Origin of the sequence: Roseicyclus persicicus (assembly GCF_012395815.1) — a bacterium.
Taxonomy (GTDB): Bacteria; Pseudomonadota; Alphaproteobacteria; order Rhodobacterales; family Rhodobacteraceae; genus Roseicyclus; species Roseicyclus persicicus.
Window position 1 is genome coordinate 31,758 of the sequence record NZ_JAAZQQ010000008.1, and the last position, 23,451, is coordinate 55,208.

Consider the following 23,451-nt stretch of genomic DNA (forward strand, 5'->3'; position numbering starts at 1 on the left):
GCCCCTTACGTTCGGGGCGTGATGTGCCCAGGGTGCGCGCGATCAATCAAATCCGCTTGCTATCGTTAGTGTTGTTTTGTATCGCCGCACCATTATAGCTGGAGTCGGCGTAATGAATCACAAGGTCCGGACCGCAGCAGCTGCTGCGGCCATCACAGTATCGAGCCTCGTCGGTTCGGTCGAGTCGGCGCAAGCCTACCAGGTCGACTGCGCCATTCTGCTCTGTCTCGCGGGCGGCTGGCCGGCATCGGCACCCTGTGCCCATGCGCGCGCGGTCTTCATCCGCAGGATCACACCCTGGCCGATCGAGCCACCCTTGCAGATCTGGCGTTGCCCGATGGGGGCGTCGTTCAACGCCCCTGCCCCGCTCTCGCCGATGGAACGCCTTTACGACATCGGCGTCCGGGAGGCGCCTCAGGCCAGCGTACCGCAAGCTCCCCTGCCCCTGGTCCAAGTCCAGTCAGACGAGCAGGCCGACATCGATATTTCGGGCGACGCCTTCGACTTCGTCCGCAGCATCCGTGTCTTTCACATCCAGTTCAGCCAACGCGAAAACCGGGATGGCGATTGCAACCGTTACGACAACACCCGCCTCGGTTCGTATGGGGTGCAGGGTGACTATCGATGGACACGGTCGAGTGTTGCCCAGGTCCCGCCCGCATCACAGCTGCCCAACACCGGGCACTGTAACTGGGTCAGCTACCGCTCGGTCTTCGTCGACTGGCGGGATCATGAAGGGAACTACGGCTTCGAAGAGGTCCGCTACTGAACTTGCCCGGGCCTGCCGGAGGCAGGTCCGCACCCAATCATCTTGCACCTGTGACTGTGCACCGAACCCAATAAGGGAAACGACGCCAGACCGAAAAGCCTGACGCCGCACTAGAAGAACCCGTGAACAAGGATCTTCTAGCGCACTGTCCGAACCGCCGCAACCAGCAAAGTTGTTTTGCTGGCAAGAATGTTGTTTGCTCTCGGCATGGGGTCGTCTCTCACAGGAGACACCGACCATGGAACCCACGACCGGCCTGATCCTGAGGCGGATCACTCAGACAGATCTGTCCGTTTCCGCCCACAAGCTGGCGACCGTCATCCTCGACGCCATAGCGTGGAAGGAGGGTTACAACGGACTGCCGCGGGGCACGGCCGCCTTCACCCTGGCCGACTTGGCATCCAAGATGGGCATCTCGCGCCAGTACCTGACCGAGCTGCTGTCTGAACTCGAGGCGTCTGAGCTGGAGCTGAGACGCGACAAGCCCAACGGCAAATTCGCGCCCTGGCTCTTCCGCTTTACGGCCTTCGATACTGAGGACGGCGATCAGGATGTTGCGTCAGGCACAGGCGACACATCACTATCTAGAGAAAGAAATAACAAAACTATTTTCTCGGGACAGATCACTATTTCTGAGGTATCAAACGTCTTCCAGACGTGTTGGGCGGAGTTGATCAAAGCTGCGAAGAGGGCCCTGCCCTGCTGGAACGTCGACACGCAGGTGATCTGGGACCGATTCCTTGCCTTCAACCGAGCTCGCGGGAACGACAGGGTTCCCGCCGGCTATCTTCTCGGGTTCATGCGCCGATGGCGAACCTCACCCGGTTCGGAAAGCCGACCAACGGAAGCGCCAACTCCGCAACAGGCAGCTGACCCACGTGAGCGGGTGTTGCTCGCTCAGATCAAAGCCGCACCCAGCGGCAACCGGCAGTTTCACGCGTCAGATCTGTGTCGCATCATCGGACAAGCAGCCTACGACGCACGTGTCCTGGACGTCATCCGACAGTTCGGCTGTCCAAGATTCACCGCGACGCTCGCCGTTCATGGGAAGGCCGTGATGGCCGGCGAGATTTCGCGATGACTTCGCGGTGCTCCTGCGACACCGCCTATACCGGCTCACGCCATAGACCAGAGAGGATTTCCTTCAGGTATCGAACGCATGGGCGTTGAGCGGATGGACATCGTGCGAATACCATCTCGCTATATTTTCGACCGAGTGGTCACGATCACATTCATGCACCAGGAGAAGCCATTGAACCTTCAACGCGCCATCGAAATCGCTGCAGAAGCCCATCGGGAACAAACCGACAAGGCCGGTGCGCCGTATCTACTCCATCCACTCCGGGTGATGATCTCATTGGAGACCGAGGACGAACGGATCGTGGGCGTCCTGCAGGACGTCGTCGAGGACGGCCCCGGCTGGACATTCCAGCGCTTGGAAAAGGAAGGGTTCTCGCCGACTGTGCTCGACGCCTTGCGCCTCGTCACGAAGCGGCCCGAGGATGAAGGCGACAGCGAGGCTGTCTACGTGGCCTTCGTTCGGCGCGCCAAGGGCAACAAGATTGCGCGTCGGGTCAAGACTGCCGACATCCTCGACAACCTGAATGCGTCGCGACTAACGGCGCTGACCGAAAAGGACATGCGCCGCATGAACCGCTACCTCGCTGCTCTGCGGGAGCTGCGGGATGCAGACGCCTGACAGGCACGTATCCGGGTGTCATCGGCGCGCGGCCAGCACGTCGTAGATATCCTCAGCCGACAGCCCATCATTTCGATCAGAGGTCGACCTTGCCTCTGTCGCGCGCGTCTCGACGATCCGCCACATGCGATAGCGCCCCTGCCCCGTGACCTCCCGGATCAGGCCCCGCTCCTCCATCCAGTCGATGTTGCGCTGAACCGTTGCCCGATGCGCGCCGGTCAGTTTCTCGGCCATCTGTACTGAGACCAGCGGCCAGCTTGTGAAGAGATCCCGCAGCATCGGCGGCGTCTTGCCTGACAGCGGCGCCATTACGCGCTCCGCATTCGCCGCCCAAGCCTCGATCTGCTCCAGCCTGCGCAGAGCAGCGAAGGTGGCACCTTCCATTGCGTTCAGCCAGCGCGCCAATCGGGTGGGCGGATCACCGCTCGCGCGGAAGCCCCCTCCCCCGCCCATGGCAATGGGGGCGAAGATCGCGCCGGGCGCGATCCCCGACGGCGCGAGATCGGCGATCGCGACACGCGCAGCCGTCACTGCGGCCTCCAGCGGGTCATCGACCGGTGAAAGCTCCGCGACGTGCCAGAGATGAAAACCCATGCAGGCCCGCGCTACGGGGTGAAGGTCTTCGGCCTGATCCATCATCGCGAGCCATCCGGCGGCCCGGTCATCGAAGGCTTCCCGCTCTGCCATCTCGACCATGCGCAAGGGAGCCTTAGCCTCGTCGAGACGCTCCCCCTGCCCCGAACGGGCACGCCGACCAAGGAAGGTTTCGAGGTCGCCCACACCTGACCGACGCGCCAACGGCGCGGGTCCGCCGGTCAGCCGCCGCACGGTCCAGCCGATCCGGTACAGCGCCTGCGCATCATCCGTTACGGTCGAAACCCGCAGCGCCATGTAAAGCGAAAGCCGGTCAAGGCCGATCCGGTCTTGCGTGAGCCAGCTGAGATCCGCGGCTTCGATCAGGGCGAGCCGTTGCCGCCAGCCAGCCGGGCCGCGGCGCAGGCGTTCACCGAGGATCCCCAGGCGCGCAGCAACACGGGCGAGCTGCGCCGCCTGCCCTGCCTCGGCCGCGCGCCAGGCATCGACAACATCGGATTCCTTCGGCTCAGGTGCAGGTCCGGGAGGCAGGTAATCCGGTTCGACCTCCATCGGCCCTGGCAGGAACCAGAGGTCAGCGTCTTCCCGGTCCTCGGACGCCTCCAAGTCTTCGAGAGGCACCCCGCCGTCGTCCATGTATGTTTGGCGCAATCGGTTCATGCGCGCATTATACGGACATTATGCGCGCTTGACGATGAAGTTTAAGGGGTGGCTTTCTCATCTACTATAGAGGCGCCCGAGGATCCTGTCTTCTTGATCGCGCTGGAGCACCTCTCGTGGGCTTAGGCCCATAAATACAAGGCTTCCCGAACTAAGCGCGCCGAGAGACACACCCCTTGCGCGCGTTCACAAACGGTCGTTTATTGGCGATACCGAAAACTGAAAAAAGCGTTTTTTGATGCCCCTGATAGGTTACGCTAGGGTCTCGACCGAGGATCAGACCCCCCTGCCCCAGTCGCAGGCCCTGAAATCCGCGGGCTGCGTCGAGATCCACGAGGAGCAGGCCTCTGGCGGCAACCGCGCACGGCCCGTGCTGGCCCGCGTGCTCGAGCGGATTGGTAAGGGCGATACGCTGGTCGTGGTGCGCATCGACCGGTTGGCGCGGTCCCTCTCGCATCTGCTGGAGGTGATCGAGCGGCTGGAGGCGAAAGGTGCCTTCTTCCGCTCTCTGACCGATCCGATCGACACGTCCTCGCCGCAGGGCAAGTTCACCCTGCAAGTTCTCGGCGCCGCGGCCGAGTTCGAGCGCGCCCTGATCCGCGAACGCACCAAGGCGGGGCTGGCCTCGGCGCGCAGCAAGGGCCGGATCGGCGGCAACCCGGGCTTGCGCGCCCGCGATCCCGCGGCGTTGCGCAAGGTGCGGCTGGCGCGGCAGGACGGCTACATGGAGCGGCTGAACGAGACGGCGCAGGACTGGGTTCCGCATGTGCGCCGCCTGCGGCCCGACATGGCCTGGGAGGACGTGCTGCGTATCGTCAACGGCCCCCTGCCCCGCGAGCGCCAGTGGACGCAAAGCCGATTGCTCCGCGCTGTGAACGCGTATGTGCGGGATGGGTTCTTGGACGAAACCGTGTTGGGCCGTGCCGGTCGCCGCGATACCGACGACCGCTTGCCGGCCATCGTTGCCGGCATCAAGGGCGCGAACCCGGAGATTACGCTGCAAGAAATCTGCAACAGGCTCGAGAAAATGCGGGAGCGGACGCCGCGTGGGCGGACCAGCTGGCAGCCGTCATCCGTGAAGATGCAGTTGGAACGGGCTGAGAGGCTGGGGTTGCTTGATTGAAGTTGCGGGAATCGACCGTGCGATTCTGAAGATCGTCGCTACGTAGGCGTCCACAATACATGTTGTGGCCACGACATCACGGGCCACGAACTGTTGAAGTGACCTACGAACGAGGTCGCCCAAAGCATTGATACTTAACAGCTTTATCTCGTCAGAAATAGGCCGCCTCAACGCCCCTAGGCCGTTCAACAGTTCGGGCTGGATTTAATCTCCAAAACTGTTAAGGTCTACAAAACAATAAAGACTTGAGGGCAGTGATGAGCGGGATACGAGCCTCTCAAAGATTCGATGTCATGTCCAAGCGGCTTGGTAGTCGCTTGCGAGAACATGCTCAGGAGACTTTTCCACCGGATGCCCAGAAGGGCCTCCGCCGCTTCGCGATGCGGGAAGCGGCCGATCTCCTACGGCTCAACCAGAACACCTTCCGCCACCATGTGTCAAACCTCGACGGCTTTCCCGAAGGTATACTCGAGGGTGGCAACCGCCGCAGTTTCTCTGCCGAGGAAATGGTCGAGGCCCAACGCGTCCTTCTTGAGACGGGCAGGATCAAGCCCGATGAGCACCCTCACAGAAGAGCCGGCGAACCATGCCAGGTCGTGACAATCTTCAACCTGAAGGGCGGATCTGCAAAAACGTCGACCGTAGCTCATGTTGGTCAGCTACTGGGCCTTCGCGGCTATCGGGTCCTGCTTATCGACCTCGACAGCCAGGCAAGTCTGACAAACCTGTTTGGGGTGACTCCTGAACTCGATCCGGACATGCCGACCTCCTACGATCTGATCCGGTCGGAAGGTCCCCTGCCCGCCTCCGAAATCATTCGCAAAACGAACTTCCCGACGGTCGACCTTATCCCCGCCTCCATGGACATCATGGAGTACGAGTTTGAGGTCGCTTTGAGCTTCAGGCACGGAGCCACCACGTTCCACAGCCGGATCCGCGAAGCACTTGAGCCTGTCCTAGACAGATATGACGTGGTGATCTTCGACACCCCGCCGCAGCTGAACTTCTCGGTGATCTCTGCCCTCTTTGCTTCCACCGGGGTCCTGATCCCGCTCAACGCGTCCATGCTTGATGTCATGTCCCTAGCAAGCTTCCTCGGTATGGCAAGCAACCTGATGGGCGTCGTCGAGGCGCACGCTCCCGAACACGGTCTAAACTTCGTGCGGGTGCTGATCACCCGCTACGAGAATACCGATGGTCCACAGGTCCAAATCTCGTCTCTGCTTCGGACGGTCCTTGGCGATGCGGTCCTCCCAGCCGAGTTCCTGAAGTCGACAGCGGTAGGTGATGCCGCCAATACGCAGCAGAGCATCTTTGAGGTCGAACCTCGCGACGTGAACCGCAGAACATACGAGCGTGCGATCGAGTCCGTTTCACGCGTGACCGACGAAGTCGAACGCGAAATCCTAAAGGCATGGGGGCGTAGCCATGGCGCGTAAGGTCTTCGGAGATTCCCTCAAGAACGCGATGGGCAATGCCGCGACCGCAGAAGAGGACGTGGATCTTGATCTCAAACGTACGAGCCCGACAGTCGCTCGTGCGCAAGCATCCGTGCTCGAGGAAGACAAACACGCCACGCGCCTGATCGACCCGAGCACCGTGCGGATGTCCGCGGTCATGGACCGTATCGATCCGAGCGATGGCCTCGAGGAACTTGTGTCCTCGATCCGGGAGCATGGGCAAAAGGTTCCCATTCTCGTCCGCCGAACCCAAGATGGCGCACTTGAGATCGTCTATGGGCGCCGCAGGCTTCTCGCCTGTCGTGAACTTGGTCAGAAGGTGCGCGCCACGGTCATGGAAATGACCGAAGAGGAAGCACTGATCGCCCAGGGCGTGGAGAACAATGCCCGCCAAGACCCCTCGTTTATCGAGAGGGCTTTGTTCGTCGCCGGCATCATTCGAGAACTTGGGAAAACAGACGAGACGCGCAAGAACGCCCAGACCATCGCCTATCGGGCACTCCAGATCGATGAGTCTCTCGTCTCTCGGATGAACCGTATCGCGACGGGCATTCCGATGGAGCTGATCCAGGCCATCGGACCAGCACATGGCGTTGGTCGGCGGGTCTGGGAGAAGCTTTTCAGGCTGTGCGAGAAGGACGTCTCGAGAGCCAAGGAAGTCGCCCGCGAAATCCCCCGTAGCTTGCCTGGCCCAGAGCGGCTTGACGCAGCGGTTACGCTGCTCACGGCCACCAAGACAACTCCGCCCAAGGCTGAGCCAGGTGAGCGCGTGAAGATCGGCCGCAAAGGCAATCGCATCACTATCGATGTGGACGCTGATCTTGCCCCACGCGTCGAAGAGGCCGTCCGAAAGCTGATCGGAGAGCTTCTTGACCGCGGTCAAGACGGCCCAAAGTGACGACCCCGTGTCTTGACCGCGGTCAAGACATCAAGAGCAACGAGCAGAAAACGAAAGGAGGAACGGCTAGAAAAGGAAAGACCCCCCGAAAGCGGTGCTTCCGAAGGGCCTCAATCAGTCTCGACACCTGATTGATACCCCCAAAACGAATCGAGTTCAACACCGCTCGCGGTGAACGGGGAAGCTTTTTCTTCCGAAACACCATGAGACATGTCACTCAAGCACGAACCGCCTTGGCGGAACAACCAGCTATTGCCTGCCCTAACCCCTACGAGCTTCTGGGGCCGGTGCGGGTTCTTCGGAAAGACCTGAACCTGACGAGCAACGACGTCACCGTGCTGACAGCGCTCATCAGCTTTATTCCGCGCGATCAGAGCCCAAACTCTGGTGAAACACAGTGCAAGCTGACCGTTGTGTTCCCTTCCAACGCCTCCTTATCAGAGCGCGCAAACGGCATCGATGAAAGAACGCTTCGCCGCTGCCTGGGGCGCCTTGAGGCTGCGGGACTCATCCAGCGAAAGAGTTCAGCGAACGGGAAACGCTTCCCTCTCCGCTACGGTGGGATCATCAGGGATGCGTTTGGGATCGACTTGGGTCCGCTAATGCAGAGCCACGACGCTCTTGCGGCCAGAGCATCGAAGGTCATGGAAGAGCGTGAACGCCTGCGCTCCCTCAAGGCAGAAGCCCTGGCGCTGCGCGCGTCCCTCCTACAGGACGAACAACTCCATGACGCACGGCGGGCTTCACTTGAAACGATCCGAAACCTGCTTCGTCGAGCAACCCTGACTGCCGACACAGTCTTGCAAATCATCGCTGGTCTCCGCGAGCTCGGAGCCAACGCCAAGCCGAGCTACGGAGAGTGCCACGATTCAAACACCCGTGCGGACCGAGAGCAATCGCAAGACCAAACCCTCGGCCGTGAGTGCGCGAGCGAAATGTCCGCCAAGAACGGACAAAATGACCGGCAGATAGAGTCTGTAAAAAAAGAACATATAAAGAAAGAAACGCAGGTGAGGCAGACCAACGCTTTCCAAAGCGTTGGGGCAGCGACCATGAACCGGGACCCTGCAAAAATGGCGTGGACGGACTTTTCACATGTCGCGGACTTCTTCCCAGACCCGCCGCGAACAAGCGAAGCCCTCAACCGCGTTCTCTTCGACATCGGTCGATTGCTTAGAATACGCCAAGAAAAACTGATGCGTGGTCTTCAGAAAGCTGGGGCTGGACGGCTTTTGCTGATCTTGGACTACCTGTTGGGAAAAGGCGAAGCGATCAGGCAGCCCGAGGCATACTTTGAAACGATCATGAAGGCATAGAGCATCCAACTTGCACGTCTTGACCGCGGTCAAGACGGACGAAGAGAGGAAAAGGCTGGGGGTTTGAGGGGTGACGGGAGGTGAGATCGGGAGAGTGGCTTCCGGCGACCGTCGTGGAGAAGATCTGATGGCGAAAGTTGCCCAGAACGTCGTCCTGTCCCCATCGCGGGACATCCCCTTCAACAAGCTCGTGCTGAGCCAGTCCAACGTGCGGCGCATCAAGGCAGGCGTTTCGGTGGAAGAGCTGGCCGAGGACATCGGGCGGCGCGGGCTCCTGCAGAGCCTGAACGTCCGGCCCGTGCTTGATGCAGATGGCGTCGAGACCGGGATGTTCGAGATCCCGGCCGGCGGTCGTCGCTTCCAGGCGCTGTCGCTGCTGGTAAAGCAGAAGCGGCTGGCGAAGACGGCGCCGATCCCCTGCATCGTGCGGGATGCTACGTCGGAGATCCTCGCCGAGGACGACTCGCTGGCGGAGAACATGCAGCGCGTCGCCTTGCATCCGCTCGACCAGTTCCGTGCGTTTCAGGCTCTGCGTGAGAAAGGTCAGGGCGAGGAAGCGATCGCGGCAGCCTTTTTCGTCACGCCTCAGATCGTGAAGCAGCGCCTGAAACTCGCCTCCGTAACCCCTGCCCTGCTCGAGGTCTATGCCGAGGATGGCATGACGCTGGAACAGCTGATGGCCTTTACGGTGAATCCGGACCACGCGCGTCAGGAACAGGTCTGGGATGCGGTGAAGAACTCCTGGAACAAAGAGCCTTATGCCATCCGGCGCATGTTGACGGAAACCTCGGTCCGGGCCTCGGATCGTCGCGCGGTCTTCGTGGGTGTCGATGCCTATGAGGCGGCGGGCGGTGTCGTGCTGCGCGATCTCTTCCAGGGCGATGACGGCGGTTGGCTGGAGGACCCTGCCCTCCTCGACCGGCTGGTCGCCGATAGGCTCCAGGCAGAAGCCGAGGCGCTTTCCTCCGAGGGCTGGAAGTGGATCGAGGTGGCGACCGACCTGCCCTATGGCTACAGCCACGGTCTGCGGCGTCTGGCCGGTGATCCCGCGCCCATGACCGACGAGGAAAGCGCGGCCCATGCGACGCTCCTCGCCGAGTATCGTGCGCTGGAAGAGGAATACTCCGGCCAGGACGAATACCCCGAAGAGATCGATGCGCGGCTCGGTCAGCTCGAGATGGCAATGGAGGCGCTTGAGCAGCGGCCGCTGATCTACGATGAGGCCGAGATCGCGCGCGCGGGCGTCTTCGTCACGCTGGATCGCAACGGCAGCCTCGCGGTCTACCGTGGCTATGTCCGGCCCGACGACGAGCCGCGCGAGGAGACCGCGGTCCATGATGGTGATGCTGCGGATGCCATGGGGCAGGGGGATGATGTCGGTGGTTCCAGCTGGAAACCGTCGGCGACCTCCGCCAGAAGCACCGCCATCACTTCGGGGGGGCAGCAGATCGGGGCGGATCCGTCCGATGAGGAAGATGACGGTGCGCTCAAGCCGCTGCCCGAGCGGCTGGTCATGGAACTGACGGCCCACCGGACCCTCGCACTGCGCGAAGCCATCGGGCGGTCGCCAGACGTCGCGCTGACGCTCCTGCTCCTGAAGCTGGTGACGGACACCTTCCGAACCTCCTCTGCGACGGGCAGCTGCCTCGAAGCCTCGGTGCGCCACGTCTATATGTCGGCTCAAGCGCCCGATCTGAAGGACAGCGTGGTGGCCAAGCTGGTCGATGAGCGTCACGCGGCGTGGGAGGCCGTTCTGCCCCTCGGCGATGACGCGGCGCTCTGGGACTATCTGACCGTTCTCGATCAGGGCAGCCGTTTGGCTCTGCTGGCGCATTGCCTCAGCTTCGGGATCAACGCGCTCCACGAAAAGGTGAACCCCTATGGTGCGGGCATCACCGCCAGCGGCCTGACCCGCCGCATGGCTCATGCAGATCTGGTGGCCCGCGCGGTCGATCTCGACATGGTCGAGGCGGGTTGGGAGCCGACCGTCGATGGCTACCTCAACCGTGTGCCCAAGGCTCGGATCCTCGACGCCGTCCGCGAGGCGAAGGGGGAGGGGACTGCGCAGCTTCTCGATCACCTGAAGAAGGGCGAGATGGCGACTGAGGCCGAACGGCTCCTCAAGGGCAGCGGCTGGTTGCCCGAGGTCCTGCGCCGCGCTGATCTGGCGGTGGACGACGGCGAGGAGATTGCAGAAGGGCGGGGGGAGCACGCGGGTCAGCCCGAGGACGTCGATCTCCCGGCCTTCCTGACGGCCGATCTGCCGGACAGCGATGCGTCGATGATGGCGGCAGAGTGATCTGAGCCATCCGGGGGGCGGGCAAACCCGCCCTCACTCTCATAAAATACAGCAATATCAATATGATGAATGCGAACGCTCGCATTCGGGATGAGGAATCATGTCTGCAACAACCATCATCGACACAGCCCCCCTCGGGGCACTGATCCGCTACACCGACGGCAGTCCCAAGCCGCCGGCACGCTTGACCAAGAAGCTCGCCGCCTGGGAGCGTTCGAACGGCGCCGGCCGTCTGGTGAAGAAGGAGCCGCCCCGGGTCTATCCGACCTGGACCGCTCCGGCCTCCTTCACGCTGCACGAGGGGAATTTCTCCTCGGACGGGGTCATCCTCGTCACAATCATGCGCAGCCATTCGGCGGACAGCCGGTTGGTCTTCGAGGTCGCCGAGGAACCAAAGCTGGGGCAGGTCCGCGTGCTGCTGGACTTCGGTGGCAACACCGAGCTGCTGCATCTTGCGGAGTCCGTCACAGCGGCGGAGCTCTGGATCGCACGGGAGGGCTATCGCAACGCTCGCCTCGAGATCGTCAGTGACGAGGACGGCGAGAGGGCAGGGGGCGTGGGCCTGGCCGCCTGAGCCCTGACAAGGCGTGAGGGGCCTGCCCTCCGGCAGGCCCCTCACCGACCACACCCTCGTCCCGCGACGTCGCGGGACGCCAAAGGTTTCATCCCAAAAATACGGAGGTCTTCAACCAAGAGCTTGGCCGGGAGGCTGGCGGCGTTCCACGCATCAGCGGGACAATCGGCTCCTGACGTTGGGGGTCCATCCCCCGCTCGCCATTCCCTTCCTTGCCCCGAATCCTGTCTTAGAGATCAACCCGCGAGGGGTCGGACTACGGGCAAGCCCGTGCCGCCGGGTGGATTCGGGCGAGCCGAACGCACCCGGTGATGTCAGCCAGTCTTCGGGCCTGCGGGGTCCTGTCGCGCGGGGGATGGTCCCCCGCCTCCAAGACAGGAGCCAAACAGATGTCCCGCAAAGATGCTCACGCCTTCGCCGCCTCCCTTGCCGCCACGCTCATGGTCTCGATCGTCGTCTTCCAGGCAGGGGATGGGACCTTCGGCGCCGTCCCCGCCGATGAAATCGACGGCGACGAGGTTCAAGTGGTCGGTGAAGTCGATCCGTGGGCATGATGCCCACGGTTCTTTTGCTCAGGGCTCGGCGTCCAGGCAGCGGCCTCGAACGGGTCCTTCGCCGGTTGACCAGTTTGATCAACACGCGCCAGAAACGTGGCGTTTGTGGCACGACCTATGGTTCTGACGCCCAACGAGGCAGGGCTCCTGCATCGACCAACTGCCGCCGTATGAAGGGATCTAGCGCTTCCGGCAGTAGCTCGCGCAACAGCTGCCACTCCGGAGCTTGTTCATCAACCTGTTCGACATGGCCAAGCCTGTGACCGGTGATCGAACGTTGTAGGTGTTCTCCCACCTTGCCCCTTAGCAGGTCGCGTTGCGACGTGTTTTTGATCAGCGTCGTAAGCAGTCGTGCATATCTTGCCAATGACCCCGAGTTTTGGAAAGTGTTCAGCATCGCCCGAATATTTGGATGATCGCTCGCGAAGTTTTCAGGCTTACCAGCCGCCTCGGCAACAATAGAAAACGCTGCAGCGACTAGACGGTCCACACGCTGCCGTTCTGTGAACGGTTCAAGTTCAGACAGTGGCAGGTTTTTCATCCTATCTCCCCATGCTCGCAAAGCATGGAAGTAGGGTAACCGTTTCAATTTTATTTGTTCTAGCAATGGCCCCGTAAGTCGATCTTCTAAATAGGGAAGTTGGATTTTAGGAAATCTCAGAGCGTCGAACCGAATCAAGACAGGCTTGTCGTAGGTCACGCCGTTCGACATATGGCATGTAAGAACGAGCGTGCGTTGCTCACGCGATGCGTTGACTGCTTTCTGATCCATTACGAATGCATTGCCCCGGTGCCGATGAATTACGTCCGATACGGCCTGTGGCACGTGCTCGGCATCGAAGGATGACAACACCCAAAGCAGCGGTATGCCTTCACGGTCATAGTGTATGCATCTCTGGGAGACTTCGGTCTGGAAGGTGTGCGACATCTGGTATTCGATGGCGAACTGTCCAAAATCACGCCATTGAACAAGAACATCCGGATAGCGCCCGTGCGCACTTTCCGTTGGCGGTAGATACTCGTCGACCCTCGTGCTTTCGACGCGCTCGTCCAAACCCGCAAGTTCAGCGATGAGTTCACACATTCGGCGATGCATGTCTGACTCTTGCTTACCGCGATATTGTGCGGCCCGAGCGTCATCCGGGCGCATGTTTCGACCAGAATACCAAGGACACCAAGGATCAGAACCTTGATAGTGGGCAAACAAAGGACGCCCGTGGGAAGTTGTAATATAGACCTGCCCACCACAAGCGACGCATCTGGCAACCAGGCCTTTTTTCCCGTTCCGATGATCAGTGATGCCCGCCCTTAAACTCTCCCATCGACTGCGGGGCATCAAAATAAGTTCACGGGTCGACAAAGGACCCAAGTTCTCAAAAATTGCTTCTTCGATTATCCGACGTGGCTCGCGATCCATGGTCCCTTTTGTTTAGCGTTTTTAAGTCTCATGTGTCTTGCATGAATAACGGGACCGTGCATTTTCACGTGCTGGATGCCCTCAGCTGATTGCCAGTTCACCAGCCGTCTTCCCAGCAGCCAGTGCGTCCACGAACCACTGCGGTTTGCGTCCCCGGCCGGACCAGGTGAGTGCCGGGTTCTCAGGGTGCCGGTATCTTGCCGCTGCAGGCGCACGGGAGGATTTCCTCTCGGTGCTGACAAGTTCGGCCAGAGAGTAGCCTAGATCCCGGGCGAGAGCTTCCACCTTGGCGCGGGCTTCCGCCTTCTGCCGATCCTCGAATGTGGAGATCGCCTTGGCGACGTCCTTCTGCATTTTCTTCAGCTCGCTGAGCGACAGTGCCTCGAGATCGTAATCAGCCATTGATGCGGTCCGTGTCCTGAATTTCCCGGTATCGATAGCCCGTCGCGGCAACGCACCGCAACTCCCGGAAGGCAAGGGCAGGGGTGGCAAAGGCTGGTGATCGCCGCCGTCGTCGCCAGTGAGTTGCTTAACTGGGGGTCAGGCTTCTCCGATGGGCAAGGTGACAGGGTCTGGCCTGGGCTCCCCGCGCATCTCTGTCTCCTGGGCCATCCCTTCGACTGACAATCCCTAATCCCGTTCGGGCTCCTGCGCGCAACCCCGCGTCAGTCCGGGCCGTGTTTCCCCTTCGGGGCTGCCCGCTCCACCCCGATCCTCTGGGGGTTTCCGGCGTCCGTTCCGTCCACCGTGCACGCGTCACCCGACGGGCTTTTTCCGGGTCTTGTCGAAGGGACGGTCCCGAAGACAGGACACACAGGAGCTTACCATGCAGAACATCGTCATCCTCGCCGGCAACATCGGTCAGACCCCCGAAGTCCGCACCACCCAGGGCGGCACCAAGATCACCAACTTCAGCCTCGCCACCTCCCGCCCCCGCCTCTCGGAAGGTCGCGTCCTGCGCGACGAGAACGGCTACCGGGTCATGGACACCGAATGGCACCGCATCACCTGCTTCAACGGTCTTGGCAAGACGGTCGCGGAGCATTGCGAAAAGGGCATGAAGGTCCTCGTCCACGGGCGCATCCACTACACGAAGTGGACCGACGCCACCGGCACTGACCGCTACGGCTGCGAGATCATCGCCGAGAAGGTCGACTTCCTGAGCCGCCCGAAATCGGCCGAGAACGAAAACCCCGAGCTGGTCGACCGCGACGACGAGATCCCGTTCTGAGGAACGGCATCTCCCCCTCTGGCCCGGCGGGGAAACCCGCCGGGTTCTGTCGTTCTCGGCCCAGAGCCGACGTTTGCGACCGTTGAAGAAATGACTCAGATGCCACCTTGCTGGTCAGCGCTGTGTTTCCCGCGCGGGCCACTATCGGGCGTTCTTCTGCAATTCACTGTAGGGGCAGACATCATCTTCGAACGGCACGTGGCGGCGGCGAAAGCTTGTTCCCGCAACGGTCTCCGGATGCCTGATCCGGTCCATCCGGAAATGACGGAATTCCCCACGGTCTGGATCCCATCCAACAAGATACCAAAGCGGCGGCAAGATCAGCATCGCTTGCGGTTCAACTTCCCGCCGTGAAGTTCGACCCTTCGCATCGCGATAATCAAAGCGAAGGAACTCGCGTTGGAGAAAGGCCGTCTCGAACGCTGGCAGCAGCTCTCGGTCCATCTTGCCCATGTCAGATAGGTCCTGAAGCGGCGAAAGCCTGCCAATGTGAAGACAGCCGAGAAAGGCGCGCAGGTCCTTCACCCTGTCGGCGGGCAGCGACTTCTCGATCTTGGCCAAACCGGCATCCGCGAGTTCCGAAAACGGCAGGTTGCCCGCCGCGCGCACGGCGGCGACGCTGATCAGAAGGGCGAAGACCTCGGGCACAGAGAGCTTGGCCGTCGTCTGCATCGATTGCGGATCGAGCTGAAGCCCGCCACCGCGACCGACGTCGGAATGGATCCTGTAGCCCTCATCCCGCAATGCGCTGATGTCGCGCAACACGGTGCGGCGCGAGGCGCCGACCTCTTCGGTCAGCTCCTTGACCGTGGAGGTGCCATTGCGGCGGAGCGTGCGCACGATGGCGTCTTGTCTGATGCGACTGTTCATGGCCCCACCTTAGCAAAAAAGGTGACAGGAACTGGCACTATTGCGGTCTATGCGATTCTCACAAACGCAAACAGGAGCTTCTTCACATGGAACGGCGAGCTACGGACCCTCGGGGTTCAGGCATCGCACTGAGCAGAACCTTATGGTCGGATGTGGGCAAAGTCGCCCCCATCCCGATCCATCTCAGCAGCCTAGGGACCAACAAAATCATGGCTAACGCAATCAAGAACCTACTCATCGGAGGACTACTCATCATGGCAACATCGGCTGCATCGAACGCGCAGGAACTGACCCTTGTCAACCCGCCGAGCCTCGGCGATCCGACGCAATTCGGCTACAGCACGGCGGTGATTGTACCGGCCAATGCACGGGTGGCATACATCTCCGGGCAGGCCGGCTTTGACCGCACCGGAGGGCTGTCTCCCGACTTTGCCGAGCAGGTCGCACAAGCCTATGCGAATCTTGGCGCGGCCCTGGACGGGATCGGAGCCAGACCAGATCAGGTCGCCAAGCTTACGATCTACGTCGTCGACCACGACATGTCCAAGCTCGGGGTGCTGTCACAGAACGTCATTGCGATGTTCGGCGACAGACTGCCGGCTCAGACCCTGGTTCCGGTTGCCAGGCTTGCACTGGACCCCATGCTTTTTGAGGTCGAAGCGGTGGTCGCTCTCGACTAGCGCCAGATAAGCACCCGGCAACGACTGAGAAACAACAGCCAGGAGAACGTGGTCGTGGAGGAAGGCTTATTCGGCCAAACGACATCCGGAACTCGCCCCGAGAAGCGGGTTCGGGCATCCGCACCGCTGGCGGTGCGGATGCGACCACGTTCGCTTGATGAAGTCGTCGGGCAAACGCACCTGCTGCGAATGGGCGCGCCGCTACGGCGGCTCGTAGAAGGCGGAACAGCCACATCGGTCGTGCTCTACGGACCCCCAGGCACGGGAAAGACAACGATTGCTGGCCTGCTTGCTGCCGTCGAGTCTCGTCATTTCGTCGCTTTGTCGGCGCTTTCCAGCGGCGTGAAAGAACTGCGTGAGGTCATCGAAGATGCACGCCGACGTCGTGATCGGCATGACGAACAGACCATTCTGTTCATCGACGAAGTGCATCGTTTTTCGAAGACGCAACAAGACGCGCTGCTTGGGGCCGTCGAGAATCGCATCGTGCTGCTCGTGGCGGCCACCACGGAGAATCCATCGTTTTCCGTGGTGGCACCGCTGCTGTCACGGTCGCTGGTGCTGCAGCTTCAATCTCTGACCGAAGACGAGGTCCGTGGATTGCTGCACAAAGCGGTAGCAGACCCGCGTGGCCTGGATGGTTCGGTTTCGATATCGACCGAAGCCATGGATGCCTTGGTGCGCCTTGCCGGAGGCGATGCCCGCCGCGCCCTGACAGCGCTGGAGGCAAGCGCCGATGGTCTGGCGGATACAGGTCGCTCGGTGATCGACCTTCCGGCCGTGGAACGGGCAATCACCGAGGCTGCCGTGCGGTATGATCGTCAAGGCGATCAGCATCATGACGTTATCAGCGCGTTCATCAAGTCGATCCGTGGTTCCGATGTCGACGCCGCCCTGCATTACCTGGCCCGAATGATCGTGGCTGGAGAAGACCCGCGTTTCATCGCGCGGCGGCTCATGGTCCATGCCAGCGAGGACGTCGGGCTGGCCGATCCCACTGCATTGCTCGCTGCCGTCGCGGCGGCTCATACCGTCGATATGGTCGGGATGCAGGAGGCCCGCCTGGCGCTGGCGCAGGCCACCGTGCATCTGGCGACGGCTCCGAAGTCCAATGCCGTCATCGGCGGCATGGACGAGGCGATTTCGGATGTCCGGGCGGGTGCTGTCGGGGCTGTGCCAGCCCACCTGAGATATGGCCGCTACGCGGGTGCGAGGGAATTGGGAAACGCCATAGGATATCGCTACCCGCACGCCGCCCCCGACGGCGTGCTTGAGCAACAGTATCCGCCGGATGACCTGGTGGGGAAGGACTACTACCGTCCCACGCGGCATGGCGCGGAGCGCGTCCTGCATGACCACCTTCCGGGACTTCGCAGCACCATTCGCGGGGCGAAAAGCTGATGGACGCGTTGGATGCCATTCTGAACCGTCTTGCCCAGGATCCCTTCCGGGCAAGGTTCCGTCTGCTTGACAGGGACCGGGCAATGGTGGCTTTGCGCGGCCCCGCAATCATCCGAATGCACGCCGAAGACTTGATCGAACGGCGACTGGCACCGGCCGAGCCGCGCAATGATGGTCGCCAGACACCCTATCGCGGGCATCCGGTGTTCGTCGCTCAGCACGCCACCGCGACCTGTTGCCGGAACTGCCTGGCGCGTTGGCACAAGTTCTCTGCGGGGCGGGCGCTCGGCTCGGCGGAGCAACGCCAGGTGGTGGAGATGATCTGCCGCTGGATTGCCGGACAATGCGCTGATCAAGGTACCCCGCCATGAGTGGGTTCAAGCATGTGAGCGATAGACATCCATCAGATGAAAGGTGGCAGCCAATGTCCGACGCCATCGTGAGACCAGCCGGTCCGGAGTTGAGGGTAGCGACGATCGGCGTCTATGGCTTCGACGCCGTGTCGTTCCTGCATCGTCTGAAGAGCGCGAATGTCCGTCGCTTGCTTGATGTACGCCAGCGACGCGGTGTTCGCGGCCCTGATTATGCCTGGGCAAACTCCCGCCGATTGCAAGCGGCACTGTTCGACGCAGAGATAGGATATGAGCACCGTCCAGAACTCGCTCCCACCACCGAATTGCGCCATCTCCAGTATGCGGAAGACAACCGCCTTGGGGTGGGCAAACGCTCACGTCAGAAGCTCGCAAGCGAGTATATCCGACGCTACACTGATGAAATCCTTGACCCTGCCGACCTCACGGCGATTTTTTCGGGGTTGCCGCAGGATGGCGTAGCGGCATTGCTTTGCGTCGAGTGCAGTCCCGAGGCATGTCACCGGTCCTTGATTGCACAAAGGTTGAGCGCTTTGCACGGGGTCGTGATCGACCACCTGAGACCATTGCGTGGTTAACCGAATGAGGGATCTCGCCGAAATCGAGATCGTTCCCGTTGACTAAGCGGTTCCATGAAGACGCACAGCAAACTCTGGTGTCGCGGCTAGGCAGCCCGCGACCACCAACCGCCCAACGACCGCTCTCCGCCCTTCACGTCGGTCAGAGTAAGAGGAGTGCCGGTTTCCCGGTGACGGGTTGAGGGCTGGGAGAGTGGCTCCCGGCGCCCGTCGCGGGAGATAAGCGATGGGCGTTGTGGAAGTTCTGGATCCGGTCGCACCGATGCGAGCCGGTGGCTGGAAAGTGGATGTGAGCCGGGGTGAGCGGAACGGGCGGGTGTCGTCCGAATGGCTCAACCGGCCCGATGACGAGCGGTATCTGTCGCTCGATGATCTCTGGGCATCGGTGAAGGGTCGGTCCGACCGCAGCCGCAGCCGTGTGGTGCAGACCGCCGACATCCGCGTCGAGGCCGCGCGCGACAACCCCGAGCGGTTGCACCTGATGCTGCCGAAGGCGCAGGAGCCGGTCGCGCCCACGCACTGGGCTTTCGGCCAGCTTGCCAGCATCGTCGGCGCGCCTGCCTCCTACCTGCGGCAGCTGCCCGCGCCGCTGGCGGGGATCAACCTGCAATACGGTCTGACCAACCACCGCGCCGAGCAGGTGAAGACCTTCGAGACGGAAGATGGTCGAACCGAACTGCGCGCGGTGACCGGCCCCGACTATGGCCGCATCCATGACCATGAATTGGTCGAGGCGGTACAGCGGATCGCGGGCAATGGCACCGGCGACACGCGCTGGAAGGTACCGGGCGTGCTCGACTGGTCGACCGGGGTCTACAACCCCGATGTCGAAATCAGCCGCGACACGACCACGCTCTATGCCTCCGACCGCGACGTCTTCCTGTTCCTGGTCGATGATCGCAACCCGATCGAGGCGGGCCGGTTGCCCGACGGTTCCCCCGATCTCTACTTCCGGGGCTTCTATTGCTGGAACTCCGAGGTGGGGGCGAAGACCCTCGGCATGGCGAGCTTCTACCTCCGTGCCGTGTGCCAAAACCGCAACCTCTGGGGCGTCGAGGATTTCCAGGAGATCAAGATCCGCCATTCCAAATACGCGGCTTCCCGCTTTGCCCTTGAGGCTGCCCCCGCGCTGACGCGGTTTGCCAATTCCTCGCCGCAGGGCTTCGTGAACGGCATCAAGGCGGCGCGGCAGCAGATCGTGGCGCGCAGCGACGAAGATCGCGCGGATTTCCTGCGCAAGCGGGGCTTCTCGAAGGCGGAGTCGGGCAAGATCATCGAGAAGGTGCTGATGGAGGAAGGCCGCCCGCCAGAGAGCATCTTCGACTTCGTGCAGGGCATCACGCGGCTTGCTCGTGACAAGACCCAGCAGGACGCCCGCCTTGACATGGAAGGGCGCGCCAAGAAGCTCCTCGACCGGGTCGGCTGACGTCGGCCCCGACAACGCGACCGCCCGCATCTGCGGCGGTCGCGCTTTCCCCTTCCAAATGCATGCCACTGGCCCCGTCCCGAGAGGGCACGCGGCTTCGGCCTGCGCAGTTCAGCGAGACCCCCATGACCCCCCAGGAAGAAACTATCGTCCTCGAGGCCCGCGACATCCTCGGTCGCTACCTCAGTCAGAACCCGGTCATCGGCAGCTGGCAGGCGCTGATGGACTATTGTGCGCTCACCGTTCGCGGCCCCATCGAGCGCTTCCACGTCCTCTATCTCGACCGCAAGAACCGCATCATCTCGGATGAGCTTCTCTCGACCGGTACGGTCGACCTTGTCCCGGTCTATCCGCGCGAGGTGATCAAGCGAGCGCTGATGCTGAACGCCAGCGCCCTGATCCTGATCCACAACCACCCTTCGGGCGATCCGACGCCGTCGGAGGCCGATCTCAGCATGACCAAGGAAATCCAGAAGGGCTGCAAGTACCTCGGGCTGACGCTGCACGACCACATCATCGTCGGCGCCGGGACAGAGCTAAGCCTGCGGGCCCTCGGCAAGCTCTGAAGGCCCATCGGACCCATCACCGCCGCCCCTTCGAGGACGAGGGCGGCGGTTTGGTCTTTGACGGATGAAGCGGGGAGAGAGGCTTCCCGCGCCGTCGGAGATTTCCCCATGTTCGACTTGCCCCTGCCCATCCACCCGACCACCGGCCCGCGAGGCTTCTCGCCGGTTTTCGCTGTGGGCGATGCTGATCCCAACCACCCCTTTGCCCTGACCCTGTCGCGCCGCAGGCCTGCGGATCTGATGTCGGGCCGGGCCGCGCCGTTGGTCCTCGCGCGCTTTGCGACGCTGGCCGATGCCATGCAGGGCGCGATCGACCATGCCGAGGGCATGGCCACGGATGCCACGCCCCAGCTTCTGGCGATACTCGATCGCGACGAGCGCCTTGTGCTGGCCGGGGCCGACAGCGACCACGCTGTCGCCTGGTGCCACCCGGTCACGAGCGCGGCTGAAGCGCGGGGCGTCGTGACCGAGGCGAGCCAGCTGCGCGCGCAGGCCGGCCGCGCGACTGCCTGGGCCGAGCCGGATCTGGCGCAACGGCTGCGCCACCGCGCCGATCTTCTGGATGGGCGTCTCGTAGACCCGCTCTGGCGCGCCTTTGCCGCCCGGGCGCTGCAAGTCGCTGCCTGAGGCCCGAGAGGCAGAGGAGGGCAGGGGGGATTTGGAGCTTGTCCGGGGGAGAGAGATCGCCCGGACCGGCTCCGATCCCTTAACCTTAGCGGAGACTCACGATGACCCTGACCGAACCCACCCTCACGCCGCCGATGACACCCTCGTCCGTCGACATGGCGCAGATCTTCGCGGCGCATGCCGAACGCGCGGCCCGGATCGACGCACTGCGCCCCGGCAACAAGGACCGCCTCTTCGACGGTCTCATGGCCGCTGGCATCACCCATGTCACCGTGACCTTCGACGGTGCGGGGGACAGCGGCCAGATCGAAAGTATCGGTGCATGGTCTGGTGAAACCGCCGTCGATTTCCCCGCGACCGAGATCGAGTATGCCGCGCTCACCTGGGACGACCCCGAGGTCGAGATGCGGCAGCTCTCGCTGGAAGATGTCGTCGAGCAACTCGCCTACGACTTCCTCTCCGACACCCATGGCGGCTGGGAAAACAACGACGGTGCCTGGGGCGAATTCTGCTTCGACGCCGCGGCCCGCTGCATCCATCTCGAGTTCAACGAGCGGTACACCTCGTCCGAACTCTTCACCCATGATTTCTGAGGGTGCGGCGATGGCACATCCCTATCACCACGCCCTCTCCTCGGTGAAGAAATGGGGCGGCACGGTCGAGGATTTCATGGCGGTGCATGCCTGGTTCGACCAGAGCAAGGAGATCACAGCCGACTTCCGGCACCGGGCGCTGCGTCACCATGCCGAGGGCATCTTCATGGCCGAGACGATCTTCGGGACAACCCTGATCCTCTCGACCGGGCGCATCATCCCGACCCGATGGGTCGGAGAGCAGCATGTGAAAGAAGACCTCGGTTTCATCCCGAGCTTTGCCGATTGGGCGAAGGCCATCCGGCCCGAACCCTGGATGGGCCGGGCCGAGCGGACCGAGGCGCTGGTCGACCCGTATTTCGCCTCGCCCGTGGTCGAGGTCACCTGAGATGACCGATCCGGCCTATCAGCGCCTCGGCCTTCCACTGACGGTATCGCCATACGCCGTCCTGCGCGCGGCGGTCCGGGCGCTTCACACCGACACGCGCGCCGTTCGCGGCTTCCGGGCCGCGCGCAAGCGCTTCTACCGGCAGATGCTCTGCGCGCATGCCGCGCGACAGGCGGCGGGCGATCCGCCATCCGGCGGATCGCTCCCAACCACCCTTTCATCCCAATCCAGCGCCCGGCCTCTCGGCCGGGTCTTCCCCATTCAGGAGGTCCCCATGGCGGATTACTTCACCCACTTCTCATGTCTGCTCGACGTCGGCACCCCCGACAAAGCTGCCCGCGCGCTCGCCCTGTTCCAGAGCTTGCGCGAAGCCGATCAGGATGCCGAGGACCCGGAGGTTGCAGGCTTTGACCTCGTGCGCCAGGACGCGCCCGAGGGCAGCACCCTCTGGATCCATGACGAGGACCACGGCGATGTCGAAGCCGTCATCCGCTTCGTGCTGCGCCTCGCAGAAGAGCTCGAGCTCATCGGCCTCTGGGGCTTCCAGTATGCCCTGACCTGCTCCCGGCCCCGCCTCGACGCCTTCGGCGGCGGCGCGCATGTTATCGATCTCGGCGCTCGCAAATCCATCGGCTGGACCAGCAGCCAGGAGTGGCTGGTCACCGCGCTGAACGGGGAGGACGCCGATGCCTGAGGTGATCTGCACCACGGTCTACCAGTTTCCCGAACTCTCGGAGGCCGCCAAGGAAAAGGCGCGTAGCTGGTATCGCGAGCTCGGGCCCCACGACGATTGGTGGGACGCGGTCTATGAGGACTTTGAGCGGGTCTGCGAGGTCCTCGGTATCCGCCTGAAGACCACCCCCATCCGCCTGATGGGCGGCGGGGCGCGGACCAAGCCCTGCATCTGGTTCTCCGGGTTCTGGAGCCAGGGCGACGGCGCCTGCTTCGAGGGCTATTGGTCCCACGCCAAAGGCGCGGCCGCGCGCATCCGGGATTACGCCCCGACCGACGCGACGCTGCATGGCATCGCGGACCGGCTGCAGGCCATCCAGCGCCGGAACTTCTACCAGCTCGCCGCCGAGGTCAGCCATCGGGGCCGCTACTATCACGAATACACAATGTCGGTGGACGTCACGCGGGACAGCCCGACCTGGCAGCCGCCGACCGAAGATGCCGAGGAGATCGTGACCGAGGCGCTGCGTGATCTGGCCCGCTGGCTCTACCGCCAGCTTGAGGCGGAATACGACCACCTCACCTCGGATGAGGCCATCGAGGAGGGGATCATCGTCAACGATTACACGTTCACGGAAGCCGGGCGTCGCTTCGGGTAAGGGCGCACGGTTGAAAACTGTCAGAA

26 protein-coding genes are annotated in these 23,451 nt (G+C 62.4%); 22 read left to right on the plus strand and 4 right to left on the minus strand.

Annotated features, from left to right (window positions below; genetic code table 11):
* Window positions 1–112 precede the first annotated feature (112 nt).
* The 3 genes from HCU73_RS18270 (at window position 113) to HCU73_RS18280 (ending at window position 2,468) form a co-directional block, all read left to right on the plus strand.
* The gene (locus HCU73_RS18270) at window positions 113–769 is read left to right on the plus strand and encodes a hypothetical protein (RefSeq protein ID WP_168624914.1); all 657 of its coding nucleotides are present in this window, start codon (window positions 113–115) and stop codon (window positions 767–769) included.
* 238 nt (window positions 770–1,007) lie between these two features.
* Complete coding sequence (locus HCU73_RS18275; RefSeq protein ID WP_168624915.1) at window positions 1,008–1,850, plus strand: helix-turn-helix domain-containing protein; 843 nt, start codon at window positions 1,008–1,010, stop codon at window positions 1,848–1,850.
* 78 nt (window positions 1,851–1,928) lie between these two features.
* Window positions 1,929–2,468: a hypothetical protein gene (locus HCU73_RS18280; RefSeq protein WP_210730708.1), complete on the plus strand. Its 540-nt coding sequence runs from the start codon at window positions 1,929–1,931 to the stop codon at window positions 2,466–2,468.
* A gap of 18 nt (window positions 2,469–2,486) precedes the next feature.
* Here the strand turns inward: HCU73_RS18280 and HCU73_RS18285 are convergent, their stop codons facing one another.
* The gene (locus tag HCU73_RS18285) at window positions 2,487–3,722 is read right to left on the minus strand and encodes a helix-turn-helix domain-containing protein (RefSeq protein WP_239025636.1); all 1,236 of its coding nucleotides are present in this window, start codon (window positions 3,720–3,722) and stop codon (window positions 2,487–2,489) included.
* 238 nt (window positions 3,723–3,960) lie between these two features.
* Between HCU73_RS18285 and HCU73_RS18290 the strand changes: the two genes are divergently transcribed.
* The 7 genes from HCU73_RS18290 to HCU73_RS18320 all read left to right on the plus strand — a co-directional run bounded on the left by HCU73_RS18290 (window position 3,961) and on the right by HCU73_RS18320 (window position 11,946).
* Window positions 3,961–4,845 carry a recombinase family protein gene (locus HCU73_RS18290; protein ID WP_168624916.1) on the plus strand — a complete coding sequence of 295 codons (885 nt, stop codon included), beginning with the start codon at window positions 3,961–3,963 and terminating at the stop codon, window positions 4,843–4,845.
* Between the two features lie 293 nt (window positions 4,846–5,138).
* Window positions 5,139–6,284: a plasmid partitioning protein RepA gene (gene repA / locus HCU73_RS18295; RefSeq protein ID WP_168624917.1), complete on the plus strand. Its 1,146-nt coding sequence runs from the start codon at window positions 5,139–5,141 to the stop codon at window positions 6,282–6,284.
* A complete protein-coding gene (locus HCU73_RS18300; RefSeq protein WP_168624918.1) occupies window positions 6,274–7,203 on the plus strand; it encodes a ParB/RepB/Spo0J family partition protein in 930 nt (309 codons plus the stop codon). Before repA ends, HCU73_RS18300 begins: the two co-directional genes overlap by 11 nt.
* A 203-nt stretch (window positions 7,204–7,406) precedes the next feature.
* On the plus strand, window positions 7,407–8,519 hold the full coding sequence (locus tag HCU73_RS18305; RefSeq protein WP_168624919.1) for a helix-turn-helix domain-containing protein: 1,113 nt from the start codon (window positions 7,407–7,409) through the stop codon (window positions 8,517–8,519).
* A 127-nt stretch (window positions 8,520–8,646) separates the two neighbouring features.
* Entirely contained in the window at window positions 8,647–10,818 is a 2,172-nt protein-coding gene (locus HCU73_RS18310; RefSeq protein WP_168624920.1) for a ParB/RepB/Spo0J family partition protein, read from the plus strand.
* Window positions 10,819–10,918: 100 nt separating this feature from the next.
* Entirely contained in the window at window positions 10,919–11,392 is a 474-nt protein-coding gene (locus HCU73_RS18315) for a hypothetical protein (RefSeq protein ID WP_168624921.1), read from the plus strand.
* A 389-nt stretch (window positions 11,393–11,781) separates the two neighbouring features.
* Complete coding sequence (locus HCU73_RS18320) at window positions 11,782–11,946, plus strand: hypothetical protein (RefSeq protein ID WP_168624922.1); 165 nt, start codon at window positions 11,782–11,784, stop codon at window positions 11,944–11,946.
* Window positions 11,947–12,061: 115 nt separating this feature from the next.
* Here the strand turns inward: HCU73_RS18320 and HCU73_RS18325 are convergent, their stop codons facing one another.
* Window positions 12,062–13,363: a competence protein CoiA family protein gene (locus HCU73_RS18325; protein WP_168624923.1), complete on the minus strand. Its 1,302-nt coding sequence runs from the start codon at window positions 13,361–13,363 to the stop codon at window positions 12,062–12,064.
* Window positions 13,364–13,444: 81 nt separating this feature from the next.
* Window positions 13,445–13,765: an H-NS histone family protein gene (locus HCU73_RS18330; RefSeq protein WP_168624924.1), complete on the minus strand. Its 321-nt coding sequence runs from the start codon at window positions 13,763–13,765 to the stop codon at window positions 13,445–13,447.
* Between the two features lie 424 nt (window positions 13,766–14,189).
* On the opposite strand from HCU73_RS18330, the gene HCU73_RS18335 reads away from it, so the two are divergent.
* The gene (locus tag HCU73_RS18335; RefSeq protein ID WP_168624925.1) at window positions 14,190–14,594 is read left to right on the plus strand and encodes a single-stranded DNA-binding protein; all 405 of its coding nucleotides are present in this window, start codon (window positions 14,190–14,192) and stop codon (window positions 14,592–14,594) included.
* Window positions 14,595–14,735: 141 nt separating this feature from the next.
* On the opposite strand, the gene HCU73_RS18340 is transcribed toward HCU73_RS18335, so the two are convergent.
* Complete coding sequence (locus tag HCU73_RS18340) at window positions 14,736–15,464, minus strand: helix-turn-helix transcriptional regulator (RefSeq protein ID WP_168624926.1); 729 nt, start codon at window positions 15,462–15,464, stop codon at window positions 14,736–14,738.
* Window positions 15,465–15,673: 209 nt separating this feature from the next.
* Between HCU73_RS18340 and HCU73_RS18345 the strand changes: the two genes are divergently transcribed.
* From HCU73_RS18345 to HCU73_RS18400, 11 genes are all read left to right on the plus strand, one after another.
* Window positions 15,674–16,144 (plus strand): RidA family protein, encoded by a 471-nt coding sequence (locus HCU73_RS18345; protein WP_168624927.1) that lies wholly within the window; start codon window positions 15,674–15,676, stop codon window positions 16,142–16,144.
* Between the two features lie 48 nt (window positions 16,145–16,192).
* The gene (locus tag HCU73_RS18350; protein ID WP_338052138.1) at window positions 16,193–17,545 is read left to right on the plus strand and encodes a replication-associated recombination protein A; all 1,353 of its coding nucleotides are present in this window, start codon (window positions 16,193–16,195) and stop codon (window positions 17,543–17,545) included.
* Entirely contained in the window at window positions 17,545–17,916 is a 372-nt protein-coding gene (locus tag HCU73_RS18355; RefSeq protein ID WP_168624928.1) for a DUF4186 domain-containing protein, read from the plus strand. Before HCU73_RS18350 ends, HCU73_RS18355 begins: the two co-directional genes overlap by 1 nt.
* 53 nt (window positions 17,917–17,969) lie before the next feature.
* The gene (locus tag HCU73_RS18360; protein ID WP_168624929.1) at window positions 17,970–18,494 is read left to right on the plus strand and encodes a DUF488 domain-containing protein; all 525 of its coding nucleotides are present in this window, start codon (window positions 17,970–17,972) and stop codon (window positions 18,492–18,494) included.
* A 226-nt stretch (window positions 18,495–18,720) separates the two neighbouring features.
* The gene (locus HCU73_RS18365; RefSeq protein WP_168624930.1) at window positions 18,721–19,920 is read left to right on the plus strand and encodes a DUF932 domain-containing protein; all 1,200 of its coding nucleotides are present in this window, start codon (window positions 18,721–18,723) and stop codon (window positions 19,918–19,920) included.
* Window positions 19,921–20,045: 125 nt separating this feature from the next.
* Window positions 20,046–20,486 (plus strand): JAB domain-containing protein, encoded by a 441-nt coding sequence (locus tag HCU73_RS18370; protein WP_168624931.1) that lies wholly within the window; start codon window positions 20,046–20,048, stop codon window positions 20,484–20,486.
* A 108-nt stretch (window positions 20,487–20,594) separates the two neighbouring features.
* A complete protein-coding gene (locus HCU73_RS18375) occupies window positions 20,595–21,113 on the plus strand; it encodes a DNA repair protein RadC (protein ID WP_168624932.1) in 519 nt (172 codons plus the stop codon).
* 101 nt (window positions 21,114–21,214) lie between these two features.
* Entirely contained in the window at window positions 21,215–21,706 is a 492-nt protein-coding gene (locus HCU73_RS18380) for a DUF6878 family protein (protein WP_168624933.1), read from the plus strand.
* Window positions 21,707–21,716: 10 nt separating this feature from the next.
* Window positions 21,717–22,094, plus strand: a complete 378-nt coding sequence (locus tag HCU73_RS18385; RefSeq protein ID WP_168624934.1) for a DUF6915 family protein — start codon at window positions 21,717–21,719, stop codon at window positions 22,092–22,094.
* A 274-nt stretch (window positions 22,095–22,368) separates the two neighbouring features.
* A complete protein-coding gene (locus HCU73_RS18395; protein ID WP_168624971.1) occupies window positions 22,369–22,788 on the plus strand; it encodes a hypothetical protein in 420 nt (139 codons plus the stop codon).
* Complete coding sequence (locus tag HCU73_RS18400; protein ID WP_168624935.1) at window positions 22,781–23,425, plus strand: antitoxin of toxin-antitoxin stability system; 645 nt, start codon at window positions 22,781–22,783, stop codon at window positions 23,423–23,425. Before HCU73_RS18395 ends, HCU73_RS18400 begins: the two co-directional genes overlap by 8 nt.
* Window positions 23,426–23,451: the final 26 nt, after the last annotated feature.

Coding starts and splice junctions, on each gene's coding strand:
- HCU73_RS18270 (WP_168624914.1), top strand. CDS start 113: ATGAATCACAAGGTCCGGACCGCAGCAGCTGCTGCGGCCATCACAGTA.
- HCU73_RS18275 (WP_168624915.1), top strand. CDS start 1,008: ATGGAACCCACGACCGGCCTGATCCTGAGGCGGATCACTCAGACAGAT.
- HCU73_RS18280 (WP_210730708.1), top strand. CDS start 1,929: ATGGGCGTTGAGCGGATGGACATCGTGCGAATACCATCTCGCTATATT.
- HCU73_RS18285 (WP_239025636.1), bottom strand. CDS start 3,722: ATGAACCGATTGCGCCAAACATACATGGACGACGGCGGGGTGCCTCTC.
- HCU73_RS18290 (WP_168624916.1), top strand. CDS start 3,961: ATGCCCCTGATAGGTTACGCTAGGGTCTCGACCGAGGATCAGACCCCC.
- repA (WP_168624917.1), top strand. CDS start 5,139: ATGTCCAAGCGGCTTGGTAGTCGCTTGCGAGAACATGCTCAGGAGACT.
- HCU73_RS18300 (WP_168624918.1), top strand. CDS start 6,274: ATGGCGCGTAAGGTCTTCGGAGATTCCCTCAAGAACGCGATGGGCAAT.
- HCU73_RS18305 (WP_168624919.1), top strand. CDS start 7,407: ATGAGACATGTCACTCAAGCACGAACCGCCTTGGCGGAACAACCAGCT.
- HCU73_RS18310 (WP_168624920.1), top strand. CDS start 8,647: ATGGCGAAAGTTGCCCAGAACGTCGTCCTGTCCCCATCGCGGGACATC.
- HCU73_RS18315 (WP_168624921.1), top strand. CDS start 10,919: ATGTCTGCAACAACCATCATCGACACAGCCCCCCTCGGGGCACTGATC.
- HCU73_RS18320 (WP_168624922.1), top strand. CDS start 11,782: ATGTCCCGCAAAGATGCTCACGCCTTCGCCGCCTCCCTTGCCGCCACG.
- HCU73_RS18325 (WP_168624923.1), bottom strand. CDS start 13,363: ATGGATCGCGAGCCACGTCGGATAATCGAAGAAGCAATTTTTGAGAAC.
- HCU73_RS18330 (WP_168624924.1), bottom strand. CDS start 13,765: ATGGCTGATTACGATCTCGAGGCACTGTCGCTCAGCGAGCTGAAGAAA.
- HCU73_RS18335 (WP_168624925.1), top strand. CDS start 14,190: ATGCAGAACATCGTCATCCTCGCCGGCAACATCGGTCAGACCCCCGAA.
- HCU73_RS18340 (WP_168624926.1), bottom strand. CDS start 15,464: ATGAACAGTCGCATCAGACAAGACGCCATCGTGCGCACGCTCCGCCGC.
- HCU73_RS18345 (WP_168624927.1), top strand. CDS start 15,674: ATGGCTAACGCAATCAAGAACCTACTCATCGGAGGACTACTCATCATG.
- HCU73_RS18355 (WP_168624928.1), top strand. CDS start 17,545: ATGGACGCGTTGGATGCCATTCTGAACCGTCTTGCCCAGGATCCCTTC.
- HCU73_RS18360 (WP_168624929.1), top strand. CDS start 17,970: ATGTCCGACGCCATCGTGAGACCAGCCGGTCCGGAGTTGAGGGTAGCG.
- HCU73_RS18365 (WP_168624930.1), top strand. CDS start 18,721: ATGGGCGTTGTGGAAGTTCTGGATCCGGTCGCACCGATGCGAGCCGGT.
- HCU73_RS18370 (WP_168624931.1), top strand. CDS start 20,046: ATGACCCCCCAGGAAGAAACTATCGTCCTCGAGGCCCGCGACATCCTC.
- HCU73_RS18375 (WP_168624932.1), top strand. CDS start 20,595: ATGTTCGACTTGCCCCTGCCCATCCACCCGACCACCGGCCCGCGAGGC.
- HCU73_RS18380 (WP_168624933.1), top strand. CDS start 21,215: ATGACCCTGACCGAACCCACCCTCACGCCGCCGATGACACCCTCGTCC.
- HCU73_RS18385 (WP_168624934.1), top strand. CDS start 21,717: ATGGCACATCCCTATCACCACGCCCTCTCCTCGGTGAAGAAATGGGGC.
- HCU73_RS18395 (WP_168624971.1), top strand. CDS start 22,369: ATGGCGGATTACTTCACCCACTTCTCATGTCTGCTCGACGTCGGCACC.
- HCU73_RS18400 (WP_168624935.1), top strand. CDS start 22,781: ATGCCTGAGGTGATCTGCACCACGGTCTACCAGTTTCCCGAACTCTCG.